Source organism: Paenibacillus sp. FSL R10-2771, from assembly GCF_038000205.1.
Classification (GTDB): Bacteria; Bacillota; Bacilli; order Paenibacillales; family Paenibacillaceae; genus Paenibacillus_AQ; species Paenibacillus_AQ phytohabitans.
The window spans coordinates 2,508,058-2,524,527 of record NZ_JBBOBM010000001.1 but is presented as its reverse complement, the minus strand read 5'-3'; the positions used below and the strand labels follow the sequence as shown (position 1 = coordinate 2,524,527).

Below are 16,470 nucleotides of genomic sequence, written 5' to 3'. Positions count from 1 at the left end.
ATGTTAAATATGGAATATGGGTTGCGCAGGGCCGGACCGTTACCCTTTGAGGGAACCGGCCGTCATCTGCATGAAGGATTTGTTGGCGAACAGATAGGCCACGAGAATCGGCAGAATGGACAAGCAGGCGCCCGCCATCATATAGTGGGTCTGGGAAGCGGCCGAAATCCCGTATTTCAGGTTCGCCAGCCCGACAGTCAGCGTCTGCAGCTCCGGCTTCGTCATCGTGAACACGAGCGGCAGCAGATATTCATTCCATGCGCCGCGGAAGGTGAACAGCGCACCTACGCCGAGTCCGGGTCCGAGCAGCGGCAGAATAATCCGCCAGAAGGTCCGGCCGAGCGAACTGCCGTCGATCAGCGCCGCCTCGTCCAGTTCCCGGGGAATTCCCTTCATGAAGCTGAACAGAATGAAGAATATCGACGCGTGTGCGGAGATCAGGATCAGAATTACGCCCCAGAGGCTGCTGTGCAGATGAAGCTTAACCATCAGATCGAATTGCGGACGCAGCACCACTGCCCCCACGGCCACGAACATGGTGAAGGATTGCAGGCCGATATATATTTTTTTGCCGAAAAAATCCATCCGGTCCACCACATAAGCTGCCATGGAAGAAACCAGTAAAGTGCCTACTACCGCTGACAGTGAAATAATCAGGCTGTTCAGCGTATATTTGGAGAAATTCGCCTGTGTCCAGGCTTCAGCATAGTTAGAGAAGTGCCAGCTGCTTGGCAGGAAGGTCGCTCCGGTGGTCAGCTCGGCATTCGTTTTGAAGGAGCCCAGCACGGTGATGACGATCGGAATCAGGGTGATAAAAGCAAAGGCCAGCAGAAAAATCCACAGTACAGTGTTGCCCAGTATGGTTCTTATTCTCATCTCGCGTCTCTCCTCAATCGGTCTGATTCATCCGCCGGGAGGCGTAGAAATAAATGAGTGATATGATCCCGACGATTATCGCGGACACAAAGGCGACCGCACTTCCATATCCGAACTCCTGTACCTGAACTCCGGCACTCCCCCCGCCTACAGGGAAGAATAATTTGTATAAATACAGGAACATTACTTCCGTCTTGCCTACCGGACCGCCTTCGGTCAGAACCATAATGCTCTCGTAGCCCTTCAGGGCTGTAATGATCGCCAGCATAATAACCATCTGCATGACAGGTCCGAGCATCGGCAGCGTCACGAAGCGGAACTGCTGGATTTTGCTTGCCCCGTCCAGGGCAGAGGCTTCATACACATCCTCAGGAATATTCTGCAGACCGGCGAGGAAGAGCAGCATATAGTTCCCGACCGCGCCCCAGGCCGCAACCAGAATGACGGTGAGCATGGCATACTTCGGACCCAGCCAGTCAATCCCGGAATCGCTTAGACCGAGTTTGATCAGGAACTGATTGAGAATCCCGTTATAGGAGTTGAAAATGGTAAAGAAAACGACAGCCATAACGGCTGTACTGATGACGGTAGGCATGAAAAAAATCCCCCGCAGCAGCTGTCTGCCCCGCAGCCCCCGGTTCAGGATTGCGGCCAGCAGCAGAGCCAGCGGAATCGTGATCAGCAGCTTGCCGCCTGCATAGACAAAGGTATTCACCACCGAATCCCAAAATTGGGTATCCTTCAGAATGCGGCTGAAATTGTCCAGACCGGTAAACCGGGCCGTTCCATAACCCTTATAGTCATAGAACATGTAGCGGAACGCCCAGGCAATCGGGTAGATTCCGAGCACAATGGTCAGAAGGGCACTTGGAAAGATAAAGCTGTATGAGAATAAGGCATTTTTTGTTTTATTCATCTGATTTCTTCCGGCTCCTTTCCCTTACGGTCAGAGCAGAGGGGTGGAGAACGCAGCTTCCCCCTCCCCGTCATCTGACCTGTTTCTCTATGTTTCGCCTTCCGGTTACTTGGCGAACTTGCCGCCCAGGCCGGCCGGATCAAAGCCTGCATCCGGCTCAGCCTTGATTCCGTCATTGGCAATGGCGCTGTCCAGCGCAGCATTATAACGCTTGTTCAAATCCGCGATGACCGCCTTCAGATCGCCGCCATTGAGCATATATTTGAAGAAGGCGTCATCCGACTTCATGCCCTCCGGTGCAACCGCCGGATAGATCGGCCATACCCCGTCATTTTTATTGGGAAGGAAGCCTTCGATGCCGTTGACATCCGGTGTTGCGGCAACCGCACTGATGGATGGAACCATGGAGATGCCGAAGCCTTTCTCCTGATAATCCGTCAGCACCTGATCCCCGTACATGAACTGCATGAACTTCCAGGCCGCTTCCTTATTCTCCGATTTCGAGCTGAGACTCAGCCATTGGCCGCCGAGGAAGCCGGAAGCGCCCTTCACCATGCCGTCAATTGTAGGTGCCGGAGCCGCAGCCCAGTCGATCTTGGCCGGGAACTGGTTCTTATATACACCAGGCTCAGAGGAGTAGGAGATATACATTCCGATCTTGCCTTCGGCAAATTGGGCCCGCAGCGGATCGATATCCAACGATTCCACACCCGGAAGCATGCTGCCGTCATCCTTGATCTGCTTGAAGGCATTAATAATCGGCTCGAGGCCGCTGAAATCGTAGCGGGCAGTCTTGAAGTCATACCCGAAGCCGCCATAACCGCTCATTTCCGCAATGACCCGTGCCGAACGTGCGAATGCACTGGAGGGACTCTTGAAATTCAGTGCAAAGCCGTAAGCGCCGTCAGCTTTACCCGCTTCGGTCAGCTTTTTGGCTGTATCCACCAGCTCCTGCAACGTGGTTGGCGGATTCTCGACGCCCGCTTTGGCGAACAGGTCCTTGTTGTACACCAGGCGCATCGTCGTTCCGTAGTTCGGCAGGCTGTAACGTTTGCCGTCAAATTCATTCAGATCCGGCATGGCCGGGAACTTCGCCTTCAGCTCATCGGTGAGGAATTCATCAATGGGCGCGAGAAAGCCCTTCTTGTAGAACGTCTGGATGGTGTTCTCCTTCACCCGGATCACATCCGGGGCATCCGAGGTCTGGAAGGACAGATCCAGTGCGGTATCGAAGTCATCGCCCTTGACGACCAGCTCCACCTCAATACCGTCCGTATTGGCCCTGTTGAACTCGGCCACCTTCTCTTTCACGAAATCGGCGTCATGGCGGTCGCCCGTCCAGTAGCTGATTTTGGTTTTTTCCCCTGAACCGCCTGTCGCTGCATCTCCTGAGCCTTCTGCTGCATTGCCGCCGCCACTGTTACCGTTGCCGCAGGCTGCCAGGCCAAGTGCCAGAACCAGGCTCATTGATGTCATTAGCGTACGCTTCATCATTGGTAGTGCCCCCTTATTTATCGCTGCTGAATTTAACTTACAACCTGATTATAGAATGGGTAACGCTTTCACATAAGGCGGGTAAGCCCACATTGAGGGCAGGTTTCTGCGGGAGTTGCCGGCACACTGCCGGTCGGAAGCTGCCCATCATACAAAAGGGAGTGACTCTCCGCTTGGCGGAAGCCCCTCCCTTGTCCTTCTTTATTCTTTTCCAAGGTAATGCAGCTTAAACTCCGACGGGGTCATTCCTGTATACTTCTTGAACACCTCGCTGAAATAGCGCCTGTGCTCGTAGCCGAGATCCTGGGCAATCTCCTGTACCTGCAGGCCGCCGATCAGCATTGCCTTGGCCTTCTCCATCTTCTCATGCATCACGTATTGCTGAAAGGAACCCCCCTGCACCTTCTTAAACAGGTTGGAGAAATATCCTGGGCTGAGGTTAATTTGCTTCGCAACCTGCTCCAGTGACAGTCCCGTATCCAGATGACTCCGGATATAAGCGATCGCCTGATGGATAATCCGCGTGGATTCCAGGGAACGGGCTTCCTCCACCAGCGCGCAGGCCTCCCGGCACAGCCCGGACAGCAGGCTCCGGATATCCTGAAGGGAAGGATGCACCCGGTTCTTCATTGCCTCAATTCCGCGCTCCAGCGGCTCCACCTGCTCATAGGGAAACTGCTCGAGCAGAACCCGGCAGATCTTGGAGCTCAGCTCATAGCCGACGCTTTCGACATACCTTGGCTCAGGCAAAAGCTCGCTGTCCAGCAGCTCCGAGAACAGCTGGTCCAGCACCTGCAGGCTTTTGCCGGAATTGCCGGAACGCAGGGCAAACAGCAGCTCCTGCTCGGCGGCGGCGGAATAGCTGTGAAGCGAGAGCGGCTTATTCTCGATATTGCCGTAATGATATACACCGTTGCCTCCGGTATAGAAATGATAACCCAGAGCGCTCAGCGCCTGCCTGTAGGCGGTAGCCAGCTCATGAATCGCTGATACACCAGGCCCCACGCCAATAGAGAGTGTATTACGGGAGAATTGGCTTACATTCGTGCAGCAGGCTTCCGTAATCAGCGCAGCGGTATCCGGGGCCGAGCCGTTCATGATGCAGACATACCGGTCTGTAGCCTCACGGATAATCACACCGCGGGTCCAGGCGGAAATCGTCTCTTCGAGAATATTGTGCAGGCTGAACCGCAGCAGCTCCACCTCCTGCACAGGCTGGCCCTGAAGCTTCTCGGCGAAATGATCGATCTCTGCGACAAACACGAAGAAGTCATGCTGCGCAAGCGGGATATCGAGATATGCCCACCTGGACCGGGCATCCGCCTCTGTCGTCTGGTGATGCAGCAGGAAGGTCAGATACTCCTGGCGGAGGATGGGCAGGCTCTCCCTGATTTTGGACTCCATCACCGCCAGTCTCGCAGTCTCCTGCCGTTCTTCCCGGCACAGCTCCTTGGCCTTCAGCACCACATTCACAATCTCATCCAGCGAAAAAGGCTTCTTCACGAAATCGAGCGCCCCCAGCCGGATGGCTTCCTGAGCGTAAGCGAATTCCGAGTAAGCGCTAAGGATAATAATCTTGCAGTCCGGCAGATCTTCCAGTATCGCCCGGGTCATCTTCAGCCCGTCCATTCTCGGCATCCGGATATCGGTCAGCACAATATCGGGCCGGGTCTCGCGGATGATCCGCAGCCCCTCTTCACCGTCGAGCGCCGTGCCGGCGACCTCAATACCGTGCTCCTGCCACGCCGGCTTGCGAGAGATCATCTCCACCACACTTTTAATATCGTCGATGATACATAACTTGAACCTTCGCGGCTCCAGCTTCTGGTCCATCATCTATCGCTCCTCTCTTAACGGAATCCACAGCTCCGTCTGCGACCCCTTGCCCGGTTCTCCGTCCACTTCCATGAGGGCTTCCTCTCCGTAGTAGAGCGCCAGGCGATGTCTGATGTTGAACAGGGCGTAGCCCTTCTTGGACTGCGGGGCGCTGCTCATTCCCTGCCTAACCTTCCCGGCATCGAGCCCCCGCCCGTTGTCGGTAATAGTAATATGCAGCATCTCCAGCTCCCGGCTGACCGTGATGTCAATCCGGCCTCCCCCGGACCGGTCACTGAACCCGTGCTGGATGCTGTTCTCCACAACCGGCTGCAGGATGATTTTGGGAAGCGGGCAGGACAGCAGCTCTTCATCCTCAACCGTAATGCTGTATTCAAACAGTCCTTCATAGCATTTCTGCTGAATGGAGAAATACTGCCGCACATGGGACAGCTCATCCTCGAGGGTAATCAGATCCTTCCCTCCGCTAAGCCCGATCTGGAACATCTGCGATAATGACAGGATCATCTCATTCACATCCTCATTCACGCCCAATACCGATTTGCAATAAATCGTATTCAGCGTATTGTACAGGAAGTGCGGCTCCATCTGCGCGGTAAGGGCCCGGATCTCCGCATGCCGCTTGTCCTCCTCCTTCGACTTCACATCCTCAATCAGTGCCTTAATCTCCGACATCATCCGGTTGAACTGAAAGCCGACCTGGGCGACCTCATCCTCATAGCGGCTCTCATAAACTACACTAAGCTGGTTCTCTTCGACCCTGCGCATCAGCCGCCGCAGCTTGAACAGCGGCCTCAGCAGCACAGACGTCAGCTGATTGGAGATCAGCCAGGTAGTCAGCAGAAAGACACCGATTACATACAGGGTGATGCGCTGCACCCTCTCCAGCTTGCCCAGCAGCTGGTCGCGCGACTGCATGCCGGAGATGATCCAGTCAGGAGATGCTGCAGAGCTTTTATAATTGACCAGATACTCCTTGCCGCCATAGCTGTAGGTATGCTCCTGCGGTTCGGCTGCTACGCCGCCTTCCGCAAGCACCGGCTTCCAGGGAAATCTGCCGCGGAACGGCCAGCGCGACTCCACCACTGCATCCCCCTCCCCGCTCATCAGGTAATAATTCCGGCCGGGCTGCTGCCCGCCCTGATTCAGCAGTTCGTCAATCCGGCTCTCCCGGATATTGACGACGATAAACACATTGCTGACCGGAGTATACGGGTATTCATAGATTCCCCGGACCACGAAGGAGACGACCCGCTGGCTGCCCGTGAACAGCCGGTCATAATGCCCCTTGGCCCAGTAGCCGCCCGGCTGCTCCTTGCTGAGATCATATAATTCCGAGCCGTAAAACGAGTTATCCTGCGCGCGGATTTGCGTGGTGGAGTAGAAGTCGCCTATCGGCGTGACGATCAGCACATTCTCGATAATCGGTTGATTAAACGTTGCCTGTGAGAGCACATATTGCAGATCCGACAGATGCACATAATAATTCGACACATCATGGCTGAGCACATCCATCATCATCTTCCGGTACGCATCGCTCAGCATCAGGGACTGCACGGACAGTGCCACATCATTCAGGCGGGAATCCAGCAGCTGGGTAGTTTTGCTGACCGTTTCCTGGCTGCTGGCGTAAGCATTATCCTCAATCTCCTGCGCGGCGATCCAATACGAGAAGCTGCCCATCGCACTGATGGACAGTGTGATCAGCATGATGAACGAGAACAGAATCCGCTGCTTGATGGATATCCGGTAATACCTGCTGGCGATCTGCCGCCGGATCTGCCTTGCATAGGCTGTGAATGTATTCATAGTTCCCCCTTCTTGAGCATGTACCTCCCTATGTTTGTATGTTCTTGTCACTTGTACCATACGGCTGCTCCAGCCCGGCGTCAAGACAGGGCATGATTATTTAGCGGATTCCGTCCCTTATTATCAATAGGCAGGGGGCCCTCCGCATAACATGGTGCGGATTCACTAACCATGGCTCAGGTTGACGGGAAGCTGCGCGATTGAGTAATTATAATACAATTAGCCAAACTGACGGTTTCAAGGGCGATTCTATGAAGCATGAAACTTTTAACTATGACCAGTTACACAAGACAAACCCAAACCTTAACAAAATAAAAACAAGCCAATGCGTAAGTATTTATACGCATGGCTTGTTTACCTCAAACTATTCCGAATAAATTCCCGCTCCGCTTTTTTCAATTGCTTTAATGAATTCTCAAAAGAATATGGGAACCTATCTCTAAGCTCAATCAGCTTTTCAACCTCTCCCAAGGCAATAGCTTCCTTAACAGCAGGAATCCACTTCTCTTGAACTGTGCCCCAACTTTGTGCCTGAAGTAGCTCGTCGATCAGCATAGGCAACTCAGATTTAAAAGTATCATAACTCTCTCCTACCCAACTTTATTTGTTCGAAGATCAACTTCTCTTTAGTCTGTATAGGTTCTTCCTTATGTTCCAATACTTCTACGAGCATCACAGCTCCCGTTCTGAAGCCAAGGGTATAGGCAGAAGCGGATGAAATAGAGATCAGCAAGCTATTCAGATCCATTATTTCTTCGAACACGGTGAAGTCTTCTGGAGACAGCTTTGCTTGCAGGGTTTGTATACGCTCCGAGATTAGCTTAGAGTTCTGTGCATACTCGGGATCATTGAAACAGATTTGTTCGTTTTGGCAGATTTTTCCGTAATATAGATCTTCTAAAAGACTCACTTATATCCCCTCCCAAATCATCATCTTCTTGATTATCTTAGCGAATTATTCGCTAAAAGACAATAGCGAATAATTCGCTAATATATGCTTGCGTTGGAGGTGTTCGATATGTATCAACGTATGCGGGATTTACGCGAAGATAAGGATTTGACGCAAACTCAAATGGCGGAGTATTTACAATGCAGCCAGCGGATTTATAGTAATTATGAACGCGGAGATGTCGATATCCCTACAGCGATCCTGATCAAGCTGGCAGATTTTCATATGACGAGTACTGACTATCTACTTAACCGAACGAACCAAAAGAAACCTTACCCCAAAAGTTAAATTAGTATAATTAGTATAATACGTAGATTACTTTAGGCTTTAAAATTATCTTCTTTACACCCGTTGGGCTATGATCATTATACACATAAATCCGCGAGTTGCATGAAGACAAAGAACAGACTCGCACAAACAAGCTCAGTGGCGAACCCATGAGCTTGTTGTTCGTTGGAACCATTGCTTCCATTCAATACATAAATATAAATGATAAGCTTATATGCTTTCCCGCTCATTGCAAAGGAATATCTGCTTCACCTGTAAAAAAGCATATACACTTCTTTGCCATGAATTTTTTCAAAACCAAAACTTACATATAAGCTGCTGGCCGGAATATTATCCGCATCGGTCTAAAGCTGTATACGGGTTGCCCTTTTTTCATTTGCCAATTCAATTACATGATTCATTAATGCTTTTGCGATTCCTTTATTTCTAAATTCAGATGCTACATATAATCCATCTATTCTTAATACCGGATGCCCATTCGAAACCGAAATCCCCCAGGAGCAGATAATAAATCCTGCATAATGCGACTCAAATTTAGCCAAATAGCAAATTGCTAGATCAGCATCCAGAATCCTTTTAATGACCTGACCACTCTGCTCCAGCTCCTCGATTGAAGCTGCCTTTGTGTCTACACCATTAGACGAAGAATTGTTATAGCCACAGAATAAACTTCTTGAATGATATGCATTTGAGTGAGTTAAAGAAACAATTTCAATATTTGCAGGCACCTTCATAGTTTCACCCCGACTAATATAAATTAAAAACTCCGGAGGACTTATATGAAAAAACTTCTGTTGATTGTATCTATTTTCTTTCTTTTAATTGGATGTTCAAATGGCAAAGCGACAAGCAGCAATCATTTGTCAAATAGCGATCCCGTGACTTGGCTCACAATTGACGGAAGTAAATACTACTACACAACTACTTATGACAGTATGGATGAGACCACTCTAATAGATACAGGAGACGTAACTGATAGGGAAGATGGAATTCAACTGGGTCTTAAAATCTACAAAAGCAATGACTTTGAAGACCGTTATTTCATAAAAAGCCAAGACTATGAAAACGCATGGCGGGAATATAAATTACGCGATTAACAATGTTTCCCATTTGATTGAAGCCAGCCAATAATATAATCGAATCTTTCTTCCGTTAATCCATGACTCCCTTGAAGTCTTTTGTGTTGCAGATTATGTAGAGCTTTCTGTTCCAGATAGGCTGGACTGGCTTTTTCAACAATATATGCAGCATCTCTTGAATATTTATCATCATCCGCAGATATAATAAGCAGTCGTCTTGGTGCAATACAAGATACTAGATCATATATATCGTATTTACTGTGAAAGTTCGGAATTACACTCGCCATCTCGATCCCAACATTGTTACTGATTCGATTTGCATAAGTACAAGCACTGCCGCTTGCACAGCTAAAAGCTATTCGTACATCTAACGCAGATAGAAATAGAACAGTATTACCTCCATATGAATGTCCAAGTGTGCCAATGCATTGATTGTCAACAAAAGAGAGATTAGAAAGCAATGTTATACCGTTCATAGCGTCAACTATCACTTTTTTCATCAAACAATCGCCTTGTATTATACGGTAGCACATTTCATTATAATGTTGCCAAAAGTCACTGTCGCCTGAGAGAGGTTCAATTCCGTGTGCATATTTACGTCTATCCTCAAAGCATATGGAGTCAGGAGCTAACACAACAAATCCCTTTTTGACCAATTCAGGTCCGAAAGCTTGCAACGGATTTCCTGCTAATCCACACACTTCGCTCTTTCCAAAATGATGCTCCCTATTATGCTGGTGATGGATGAGAATCGCTGGGTTTTTATCAAGTACTTCCGGAAGCAAAAGGTAGGCAATAACTATGTCCCCGTATGAATCATATTCAATTAATTGCCTTGTATATCCATCTTCCTTTGTTGAATCCAGTATTCTATACTCAATATTAGTTATGGGATTAGGAGATATTATTCCAATGGCTTCTGTTATTTCATTTCTTAAATTCGCTATGTTACTCACCTCGTTCATACATACAGCTCGCTGGATTGAATTCGATGCTGGCCGGTGTGTAACAGCTCTGGCAAACGCCCTATGCGCTCAGCCAAACGGGAGAGTTGTTGTTCATGAAAATTAGATAATCCCGTATGAATCCGGTCCTGGAAAGGTTCGAGCCATCTCGCTTCCAAGCTGTCTGGGCCGAAATACACCCCAAGCAGAGAACCGACTGTTGCTCCGAAGCTGTCGGTATCATTGCCTTGCATGACCTGCTTGCATATTCCGTCACCGGCATTGTCCGCAAATCGAAATGTATTTATCAAGGTGCCGATTTCCTGATACACCTGACAGTGGGAATAATTCGCATACTTCTGATGAATGCCCTGATAAGCTTCCAGCCAGTTATCTGCATTCTCTACGATCTGCAGGCAATCCGCAGTAATCTCATAGAATCGGCTCCTTCTAGGGACGAATTGCAGTGCAGTACTTATTATTTCAAGCGGATCGCGCAGCACATGTGCGGCAGCAATTGCAGCGGCAATGAACATCGTGGCATAAATCCCTGTCCGGCGATGTGTAAAACTGGCATCACGCCAAGCCAGCTCAGCCGCAAGAGCGGGTTGACCAGGACAGGCATAGCCGTAAGCATCTGCACGAATCTCCGCCCCGCATAATTCTGTATCTTGCACCAGGAAGTCGGGCCAAGCCTCTATTTCAGAGTGATTGAATAATTCCCGGTCATGCTCCAAATAGCTAATCCCCGACCGAACCAGGATGGCCCTCTCCGGCCCCCATGTTGTACTTATCGGAAGATGATTTATCCATAAATCTCTTAAATTCCTTTTGGTAAAACCCTTACCGAATTGCTCTAACGCCATCATTCCCATTAATGTGTAGTTGATATCATCATCAGGTGCCACATAGCGAATCCGCCCCCGCGCCGTCTCGAACCAGGACCAATGACGACGATCCAACGCATGTAGAGCTTCTTCCGAAATATAATCATTCAGCGGCCATTCCCCTACAGCGGTCAATGCTTGGCGTAATTCCGACAAGGTGGGATTGACCTCGATCGGCTTGCCCAGCATCGAACCACAGACTGAAGCGAGGAAGCCTGCCTCTACACGCTTGGAGCTATCCTTCAGATTCAAAACTCCGATCTGACTTAAAGGTCGATCCGGGTCGCATTCACGCCATATCTCTTCCAAATCGTCCGGCTCATAGTAAGGCCAGTTGTCCCGCATTGGAATGTCAGCCAAGCTATGGGCGAATTCCAGATAAGCATCATAGCTTGCGGGAAGCTGTTCCAATCGGGCCAAATAACCGGAGGTTTGGTGCCCCTGTGCAAATTTATTACGCAGAATTCCCTCTAATTGATGTTTCAGAAACGCAAGTGATGGTAGCATGTGGTATCTCCTTTATACTGATTATTAATCTACATTAATTGCATATTTAATGATCGCTATCACAAAACCTCAACAACTTAGAAAAATAAACGGATTTCAAAATCTCACTGTTTATCGCTTGAATCTCCTGAATAAATTCAATGATTTTAGTTCTTATCTCATTTACGAATTCACTTTTGTTTATTCTAACATTCGAGAATGACCCATATGGTGCATCTATCAATAGGAACTTATCCGTTTGAATTAAATATCTATAGGGTATTTCATGATTTAACTCGCTTAAGATTAGAACCTCATCATCAACTTGTATTTCTAACCAGGTCCAGGAATTTTCAACATACTTCAAGGCTATGTATTTATGCGAATTTAAGGAGTTGCAGGCATCAACAAGTAGATCTAAATTGGTTAGAATGAGTTCAGAATAAATATGCTTAGCGGATAAAGGCATATTGGGAGTAGGGTAAGGAATGAACTCATGTCCGTCTACAACTAGAGTAAATGCCCCATAGATCTGATGCCACTCTTTATCGAATGTCGCTGTATCCACCGTTCCCAGTTCCTCTATCTGATCTTCAAGCAACTCATACTTGATCTCAAATACTGCGTGCTTAGACACTATTACTTTCACCTCTTCTAGGATTCCTCCCAATACTCTATCATCACATCTGAATATTCATCTTCGCTCAGAACAAATTTTTTAATACGCTCGTACACTTCTTTTCGGACTTCCTCAGATCGTTAATAATCTACATAGTCCTTTTCTGGAATGTCAATGTCATAACTATCCTCTTCACACCTGCTAAACATCACTTCAAAGTCACCGCTCATTATAAAATGTGCAATTACCTCTTCAATCCGTCTACGGCTGCATTCGTCCACAAGCACCATATCACTTCCCCAATAATACTTCCCGTGCAAGCACTCACCCGTTTGTTTATTCTTGTCAGCCAGTGTCTGAATGTTCTGGTATGTAAAAAATGAAGCCACCCACCTTGAGCCGTCTTCAAAGGTTACTATAGCATCCGTGTTACCATCAACGATGTTCCATTCCCCTTCAGCCCATTCTTCAGCTTCAATCCAAATAGAATACTTCATTCCATTCATCCGCTCCCTCCCCCGCTAATCCCCCTCATACTTACTAATAATCCCTCGCACATATGCCTTGAACCCATTCCGTATCTCGGGCGGCCCCAGCACTTCACACTTGTCCCCAAAAGCAAGCAGCCGGTCGTAGCCATAGGAATTAGGAATAATCGGATACTTGGCGAAACAATGGTGTTCATCCGTCTGCAGGATATGGTCAGATCCAAACCGTTCAATCACCCGATCCATGACGGAGCGTTCCAGCCGGAGCGTAACCTCCACCCATCCCTGGTTCAGCCAATCGCCGCCGTCCATGGGGAGGGGTGTGAACTCTTTTGGAATGAACAGCACCTTCGTCACTTGCAGACCGCTCATTCTTGCCAGCTTGAAGATCCGGTAGTCCTCTTTGTCCAGACAATAGCCTTGCAGATACCAACTGCTCTCCTTGTAAACCACCTGATACGGCTCCACCCGCCGCTCACTCCCCTGCCCCCGGGCATCTGTATATGAAAAGGCCAACACATAATGCTCATTCATCGCCTTCTCGATCAAGCCAAACAGGCTGCGCAGCGATTCGTTTCCCTTGTTCAAGGACAGATCCATAACGAACGGCGGATTCGGCCTACCCGCTGCGTTGTCCGGAAAGAGAGTCTTCAGCTTCTCCGCTGCATACACCATCTCCCGTCTCCCAAAAAGCTGCTTGTAGCTGTACATCCCGTTCTGCAGGCTTTGGATTTCATGAGGGGTGAACAGGGTTTTGCCTACTTTGTAGGACCTCATGAGACCGACACCGCCCGACGCGCCATACTGGGTATATATGGGCAGGCCGGCCCGATTCAGTGTATCAATATCCCGGTAAATCGTTCTTCGGCTGACTTCGAGCCGCTCCGCTAACTCCCGCGCACTTATCTGTTCATGCTCCAGCAGGATCATAACAAGCGCAATCAAGCGATCCATTTTCATGATGACCACCTCAGATCAAGTATGCCATACAGCTGTCACAGTTGGTAGATTATGCTTACCTTGAAATACACCAAAACAACTATCCAGGAGGTACATTGTCATGATTTCGACCAGAATTGAAACGAAAGAAGCATTCCGCATGATTGGGTTCAAGGCCACTCTAAGTGAAGGTGGAGCAGTTCACGCTCCAGACTATTCTCTACTCAAAACGGCTTTTTTCAAAAGCACGCTGGAGAACGGCTCCATGGCCTCCCTGCGCCCTCTGTCTGAGAGCCCTTACGGATTTGCCGCCATTGCTCAGGAGGATGGAAAGGTTCTGTATGTTGCAGGCGTTCAATCGGCCAAGCCTCTGCCGAATTCTGCTGGTGAAGTGCTTTTCCCGGGGGGACAGTATCTGGTGTTATCAGGTCAAGGGGGATTGTCACGCCTCGCGTTTGACCGGCTGGAGGATGAGGCTTTTGGTGGCATCCTGAATGAAGATTATGAGTATGTATATACCGGACACCCGGTCGCGGAGGTATTGACCAATGGCAACCCTATGGATGCCGAAGTCGAAGTGTGGGTGCCGGTGGGGAAGCGGCATGCGGATTGAGAAATATGTTTGAGGAAATAGCGCTAGGCTATATGTAGAAGCAGCTTCGTTATCGTTTAGCGTGTGGCTGATCTAGCGCGGAAGCCGCCTGCTCATGTGAGGCGGCTTCCGCGCTGACCATTCCAGAACGTTAAGGTGCAGGCGTATAGGATGATAAACGCTATTATGATTAGGATAAGGGGGATAGCGAAATTCATGTTAAGCAGAGATATCATATTGAGCTGCACGACGGATAACAGGATCACTATTAGGAAGCTGGCTGTAATCATAAAACACGACCAAGCCCGGCGGTAAGTTACGTCTTCTCTAACCTGCTGTTTCTCTCTGCGAATACTCCAATTCTCAAATAGGAACAACAGTATTACGAGCCCTTGAATTAGCGTAGTCATAAACACAGAGGTATACGATTTAGCTGCATAGCGGTCTATGCTCAAACTGCTGTTATAATGAATTGGAAGCTGATCAGGAATCAGATCGTAGTTGCGGAGCACAAATACAATATTAACAACCATAATGACAACATGAATGAAGAACCAATAATTAGATAAGCCCCTGTTTCTGTTTGGCAATTCAGTGTCCACTTTCATGATTGATGGTCCTGGAGCAATAGGCAGCGTGGGCAGTACACTTTTCATTTTCAAATGATAGCTAGTGTTCATAACCAGGGAGATTACGAGCATGGCGAGTGCATAGGTAATAATAATCCAACTGACTTGCTTCGAATGTTCATCACTGTAGATTAGGCATAGGATGCCAACAATGAATAGGATGGTATGTAGAATAGCACTAGTCCTGGCATATGACCTCCGCATCTGGCGCAGCGGCTCACTGAGGAATTGTACAGCGCTGACGGTGACTCCGAAACTAATCGTCTCTTTTGTTAAATACGGCATACTCACGATGAGTACAATGGAAGGTACAAATACTAGGATAAATATTATAACAGGCAGTATCGTCATATCATTCACCTCATTCTACATGGATATTATTTCACATAATCCTCGAAAGCGATCTTATACTCTGCATATTTTTCAGGATTACTTTTTTCAAATATTTTCAAAGAAGCAGGTTCCCGAAAATCTATATCATTGACTGAAAAATTGACACTTTTCATATCTCCATTCGCATTATTTTCAGTCTTGTATGGTTGTATTATTCTACCTTCCTGTATCATTTCAATGGCTAACATCTTAGCCCATCCACGCATCACATAAGCAGAGAATGAAATATGATCATAGCTGATAAATTTCCACACTTCTTCTATAGATGACGTCCTATCATATTTTGCGTATTGATTACTTGAATGTATTGCCACAAATCTGTAAGGTGTATTAATAAATACGTCCCTGTATTCAAATGTACTATCGTTGCTGGTCGATGATAATAAAGGTAATTTGAAGTCTTCACCAAAATATGCACCATCTTTTTTTCCTTCATTGATCGCTTTCATGATTTGATCATCCGTTAAACTATAGATATATCCGTAACCAGATTTTACTTTTTCTTCTATGTCAACTTTATTTTCTGTTAATTTCAATGAATCTGCTGCCATACTTGTTTTAGGTAATTGAGTACTTCCTTTCTCAACTAAATCATATTTAGTTAATCCATAAAATATCACAGCATTTATTGCTAACGAAACTGTCAATAAAATAAATAAAATCTTAACCTTCATTATATATGCCACCTTCAATATTTTAACTAACTCATGCCTATAGCTTCTTTAATTTGCGGGATAGATAAACCGTTCGCTTTCAGCTCTTTTATCCAAATAATGCGTGCGACGGTTTCCTCTCTTTTATACCTGCGTGTTAAATTCTCTTCAGCCTGTTCAAAGGGCAGCATACCTTCTTCGGTGTAATGTTTCAGCGTGCTATAACGGGAACCTGTGATTCTTACCAATTCACCTATTGACACATGCTCTGAGGCCAGAATCGCCTCCATGGAACGTTGCCTAGACATGGATACAACTCCTTTACAGCGGGCGCTTCGGAACAAGACGCACACCTTGAATCGGTACTCTCATCATCACATAATGCGGCATCGCATCGTATAACAAATTATCTATTTGGATGGTCGCAATTGATCCTCCCTCAATCACCTTAACCTCATGTCCATAGGACTCTAGCCTTGTAAGGACGGAGTTTAGCCTTTTATTAGAATTAGCGAACCAAGCCTCTGTCTCTACAAAGACAGCCTGTGACCGCTCAAGGAAAGGGAAGAAAAAATTAATACTGCTGCCCGCAT

Annotated in this window: 19 protein-coding genes; 3 read left to right on the top strand and 16 right to left on the bottom strand. The window is 47.9% G+C overall.

Features of this window, described 5'->3' with window-relative positions; genetic code table 11:
* Positions 1 to 39: 39 nt before the first annotated feature.
* The 7 genes from NSU14_RS10815 to NSU14_RS10785 all read right to left on the bottom strand — a co-directional run bounded on the left by NSU14_RS10815 (position 40) and on the right by NSU14_RS10785 (position 7,841).
* Positions 40 to 876, bottom strand: coding sequence for a carbohydrate ABC transporter permease (locus NSU14_RS10815; RefSeq protein ID WP_340944747.1), 837 nt, complete (start codon positions 874 to 876; stop codon positions 40 to 42).
* Between the two features lie 13 nt (positions 877 to 889).
* Positions 890 to 1,792: a carbohydrate ABC transporter permease gene (locus tag NSU14_RS10810; RefSeq protein WP_340944745.1), complete on the bottom strand. Its 903-nt coding sequence runs from the start codon at positions 1,790 to 1,792 to the stop codon at positions 890 to 892.
* A gap of 105 nt (positions 1,793 to 1,897) precedes the next feature.
* The gene (locus NSU14_RS10805; protein ID WP_042138230.1) at positions 1,898 to 3,286 is read right to left on the bottom strand and encodes an ABC transporter substrate-binding protein; all 1,389 of its coding nucleotides are present in this window, start codon (positions 3,284 to 3,286) and stop codon (positions 1,898 to 1,900) included.
* 201 nt (positions 3,287 to 3,487) lie between these two features.
* Positions 3,488 to 5,122, bottom strand: coding sequence for a response regulator (locus tag NSU14_RS10800; RefSeq protein ID WP_340944741.1), 1,635 nt, complete (start codon positions 5,120 to 5,122; stop codon positions 3,488 to 3,490).
* Positions 5,123 to 6,931 (bottom strand): cache domain-containing sensor histidine kinase, encoded by a 1,809-nt coding sequence (locus NSU14_RS10795; protein WP_042138233.1) that lies wholly within the window; start codon positions 6,929 to 6,931, stop codon positions 5,123 to 5,125.
* A gap of 354 nt (positions 6,932 to 7,285) precedes the next feature.
* Entirely contained in the window at positions 7,286 to 7,486 is a 201-nt protein-coding gene (locus tag NSU14_RS10790; RefSeq protein ID WP_340944736.1) for a hypothetical protein, read from the bottom strand.
* Positions 7,487 to 7,508: 22 nt separating this feature from the next.
* Positions 7,509 to 7,841 carry a DUF6809 family protein gene (locus NSU14_RS10785; protein ID WP_340944733.1) on the bottom strand — a complete coding sequence of 111 codons (333 nt, stop codon included), beginning with the start codon at positions 7,839 to 7,841 and terminating at the stop codon, positions 7,509 to 7,511.
* A 108-nt stretch (positions 7,842 to 7,949) separates the two neighbouring features.
* Between NSU14_RS10785 and NSU14_RS10780 the strand changes: the two genes are divergently transcribed.
* A complete protein-coding gene (locus NSU14_RS10780) occupies positions 7,950 to 8,168 on the top strand; it encodes a helix-turn-helix domain-containing protein (RefSeq protein ID WP_340944732.1) in 219 nt (72 codons plus the stop codon).
* Positions 8,169 to 8,512: 344 nt separating this feature from the next.
* Here NSU14_RS10780 and NSU14_RS10775 read toward each other — a convergent pair whose 3' ends face one another.
* Positions 8,513 to 8,902, bottom strand: a complete 390-nt coding sequence (locus NSU14_RS10775; protein ID WP_340944729.1) for a GNAT family N-acetyltransferase — start codon at positions 8,900 to 8,902, stop codon at positions 8,513 to 8,515.
* Between the two features lie 45 nt (positions 8,903 to 8,947).
* Between NSU14_RS10775 and NSU14_RS10770 the strand changes: the two genes are divergently transcribed.
* Entirely contained in the window at positions 8,948 to 9,265 is a 318-nt protein-coding gene (locus NSU14_RS10770) for a hypothetical protein (RefSeq protein ID WP_340944727.1), read from the top strand.
* Here the strand turns inward: NSU14_RS10770 and NSU14_RS10765 are convergent.
* The 5 genes from NSU14_RS10765 to NSU14_RS10745 all read right to left on the bottom strand — a co-directional run bounded on the left by NSU14_RS10765 (position 9,262) and on the right by NSU14_RS10745 (position 13,631).
* Positions 9,262 to 10,212 (bottom strand): hypothetical protein, encoded by a 951-nt coding sequence (locus tag NSU14_RS10765; RefSeq protein ID WP_340944724.1) that lies wholly within the window; start codon positions 10,210 to 10,212, stop codon positions 9,262 to 9,264. The genes NSU14_RS10770 and NSU14_RS10765 overlap by 4 nt on opposite strands.
* A complete protein-coding gene (locus tag NSU14_RS10760) occupies positions 10,209 to 11,585 on the bottom strand; it encodes an ADP-ribosylglycohydrolase family protein (protein ID WP_340944722.1) in 1,377 nt (458 codons plus the stop codon). Before NSU14_RS10760 ends, NSU14_RS10765 begins: the two co-directional genes overlap by 4 nt.
* Positions 11,586 to 11,631: 46 nt before the next feature.
* Positions 11,632 to 12,201, bottom strand: a complete 570-nt coding sequence (locus tag NSU14_RS10755) for a hypothetical protein (protein WP_340944720.1) — start codon at positions 12,199 to 12,201, stop codon at positions 11,632 to 11,634.
* A 122-nt stretch (positions 12,202 to 12,323) separates the two neighbouring features.
* The gene (locus tag NSU14_RS10750; RefSeq protein WP_340944719.1) at positions 12,324 to 12,689 is read right to left on the bottom strand and encodes a hypothetical protein; all 366 of its coding nucleotides are present in this window, start codon (positions 12,687 to 12,689) and stop codon (positions 12,324 to 12,326) included.
* Between the two features lie 15 nt (positions 12,690 to 12,704).
* Complete coding sequence (locus NSU14_RS10745; protein WP_340944717.1) at positions 12,705 to 13,631, bottom strand: helix-turn-helix transcriptional regulator; 927 nt, start codon at positions 13,629 to 13,631, stop codon at positions 12,705 to 12,707.
* Positions 13,632 to 13,731: 100 nt separating this feature from the next.
* Between NSU14_RS10745 and NSU14_RS10740 the strand changes: the two genes are divergently transcribed.
* Positions 13,732 to 14,223, top strand: coding sequence for an effector binding domain-containing protein (locus tag NSU14_RS10740; protein WP_340944714.1), 492 nt, complete (start codon positions 13,732 to 13,734; stop codon positions 14,221 to 14,223).
* A gap of 92 nt (positions 14,224 to 14,315) precedes the next feature.
* Here NSU14_RS10740 and NSU14_RS35970 read toward each other — a convergent pair whose 3' ends face one another.
* The 3 genes from NSU14_RS35970 to NSU14_RS10730 form a co-directional block, all read right to left on the bottom strand.
* On the bottom strand, positions 14,316 to 14,735 hold the full coding sequence (locus NSU14_RS35970) for a DUF1648 domain-containing protein (RefSeq protein ID WP_445670088.1): 420 nt from the start codon (positions 14,733 to 14,735) through the stop codon (positions 14,316 to 14,318).
* A gap of 473 nt (positions 14,736 to 15,208) precedes the next feature.
* A complete protein-coding gene (locus NSU14_RS10735) occupies positions 15,209 to 15,898 on the bottom strand; it encodes a hypothetical protein (protein WP_340944712.1) in 690 nt (229 codons plus the stop codon).
* A gap of 26 nt (positions 15,899 to 15,924) precedes the next feature.
* Entirely contained in the window at positions 15,925 to 16,167 is a 243-nt protein-coding gene (locus NSU14_RS10730) for a helix-turn-helix domain-containing protein (protein ID WP_340944709.1), read from the bottom strand.
* Positions 16,168 to 16,470 lie beyond the last annotated feature (303 nt).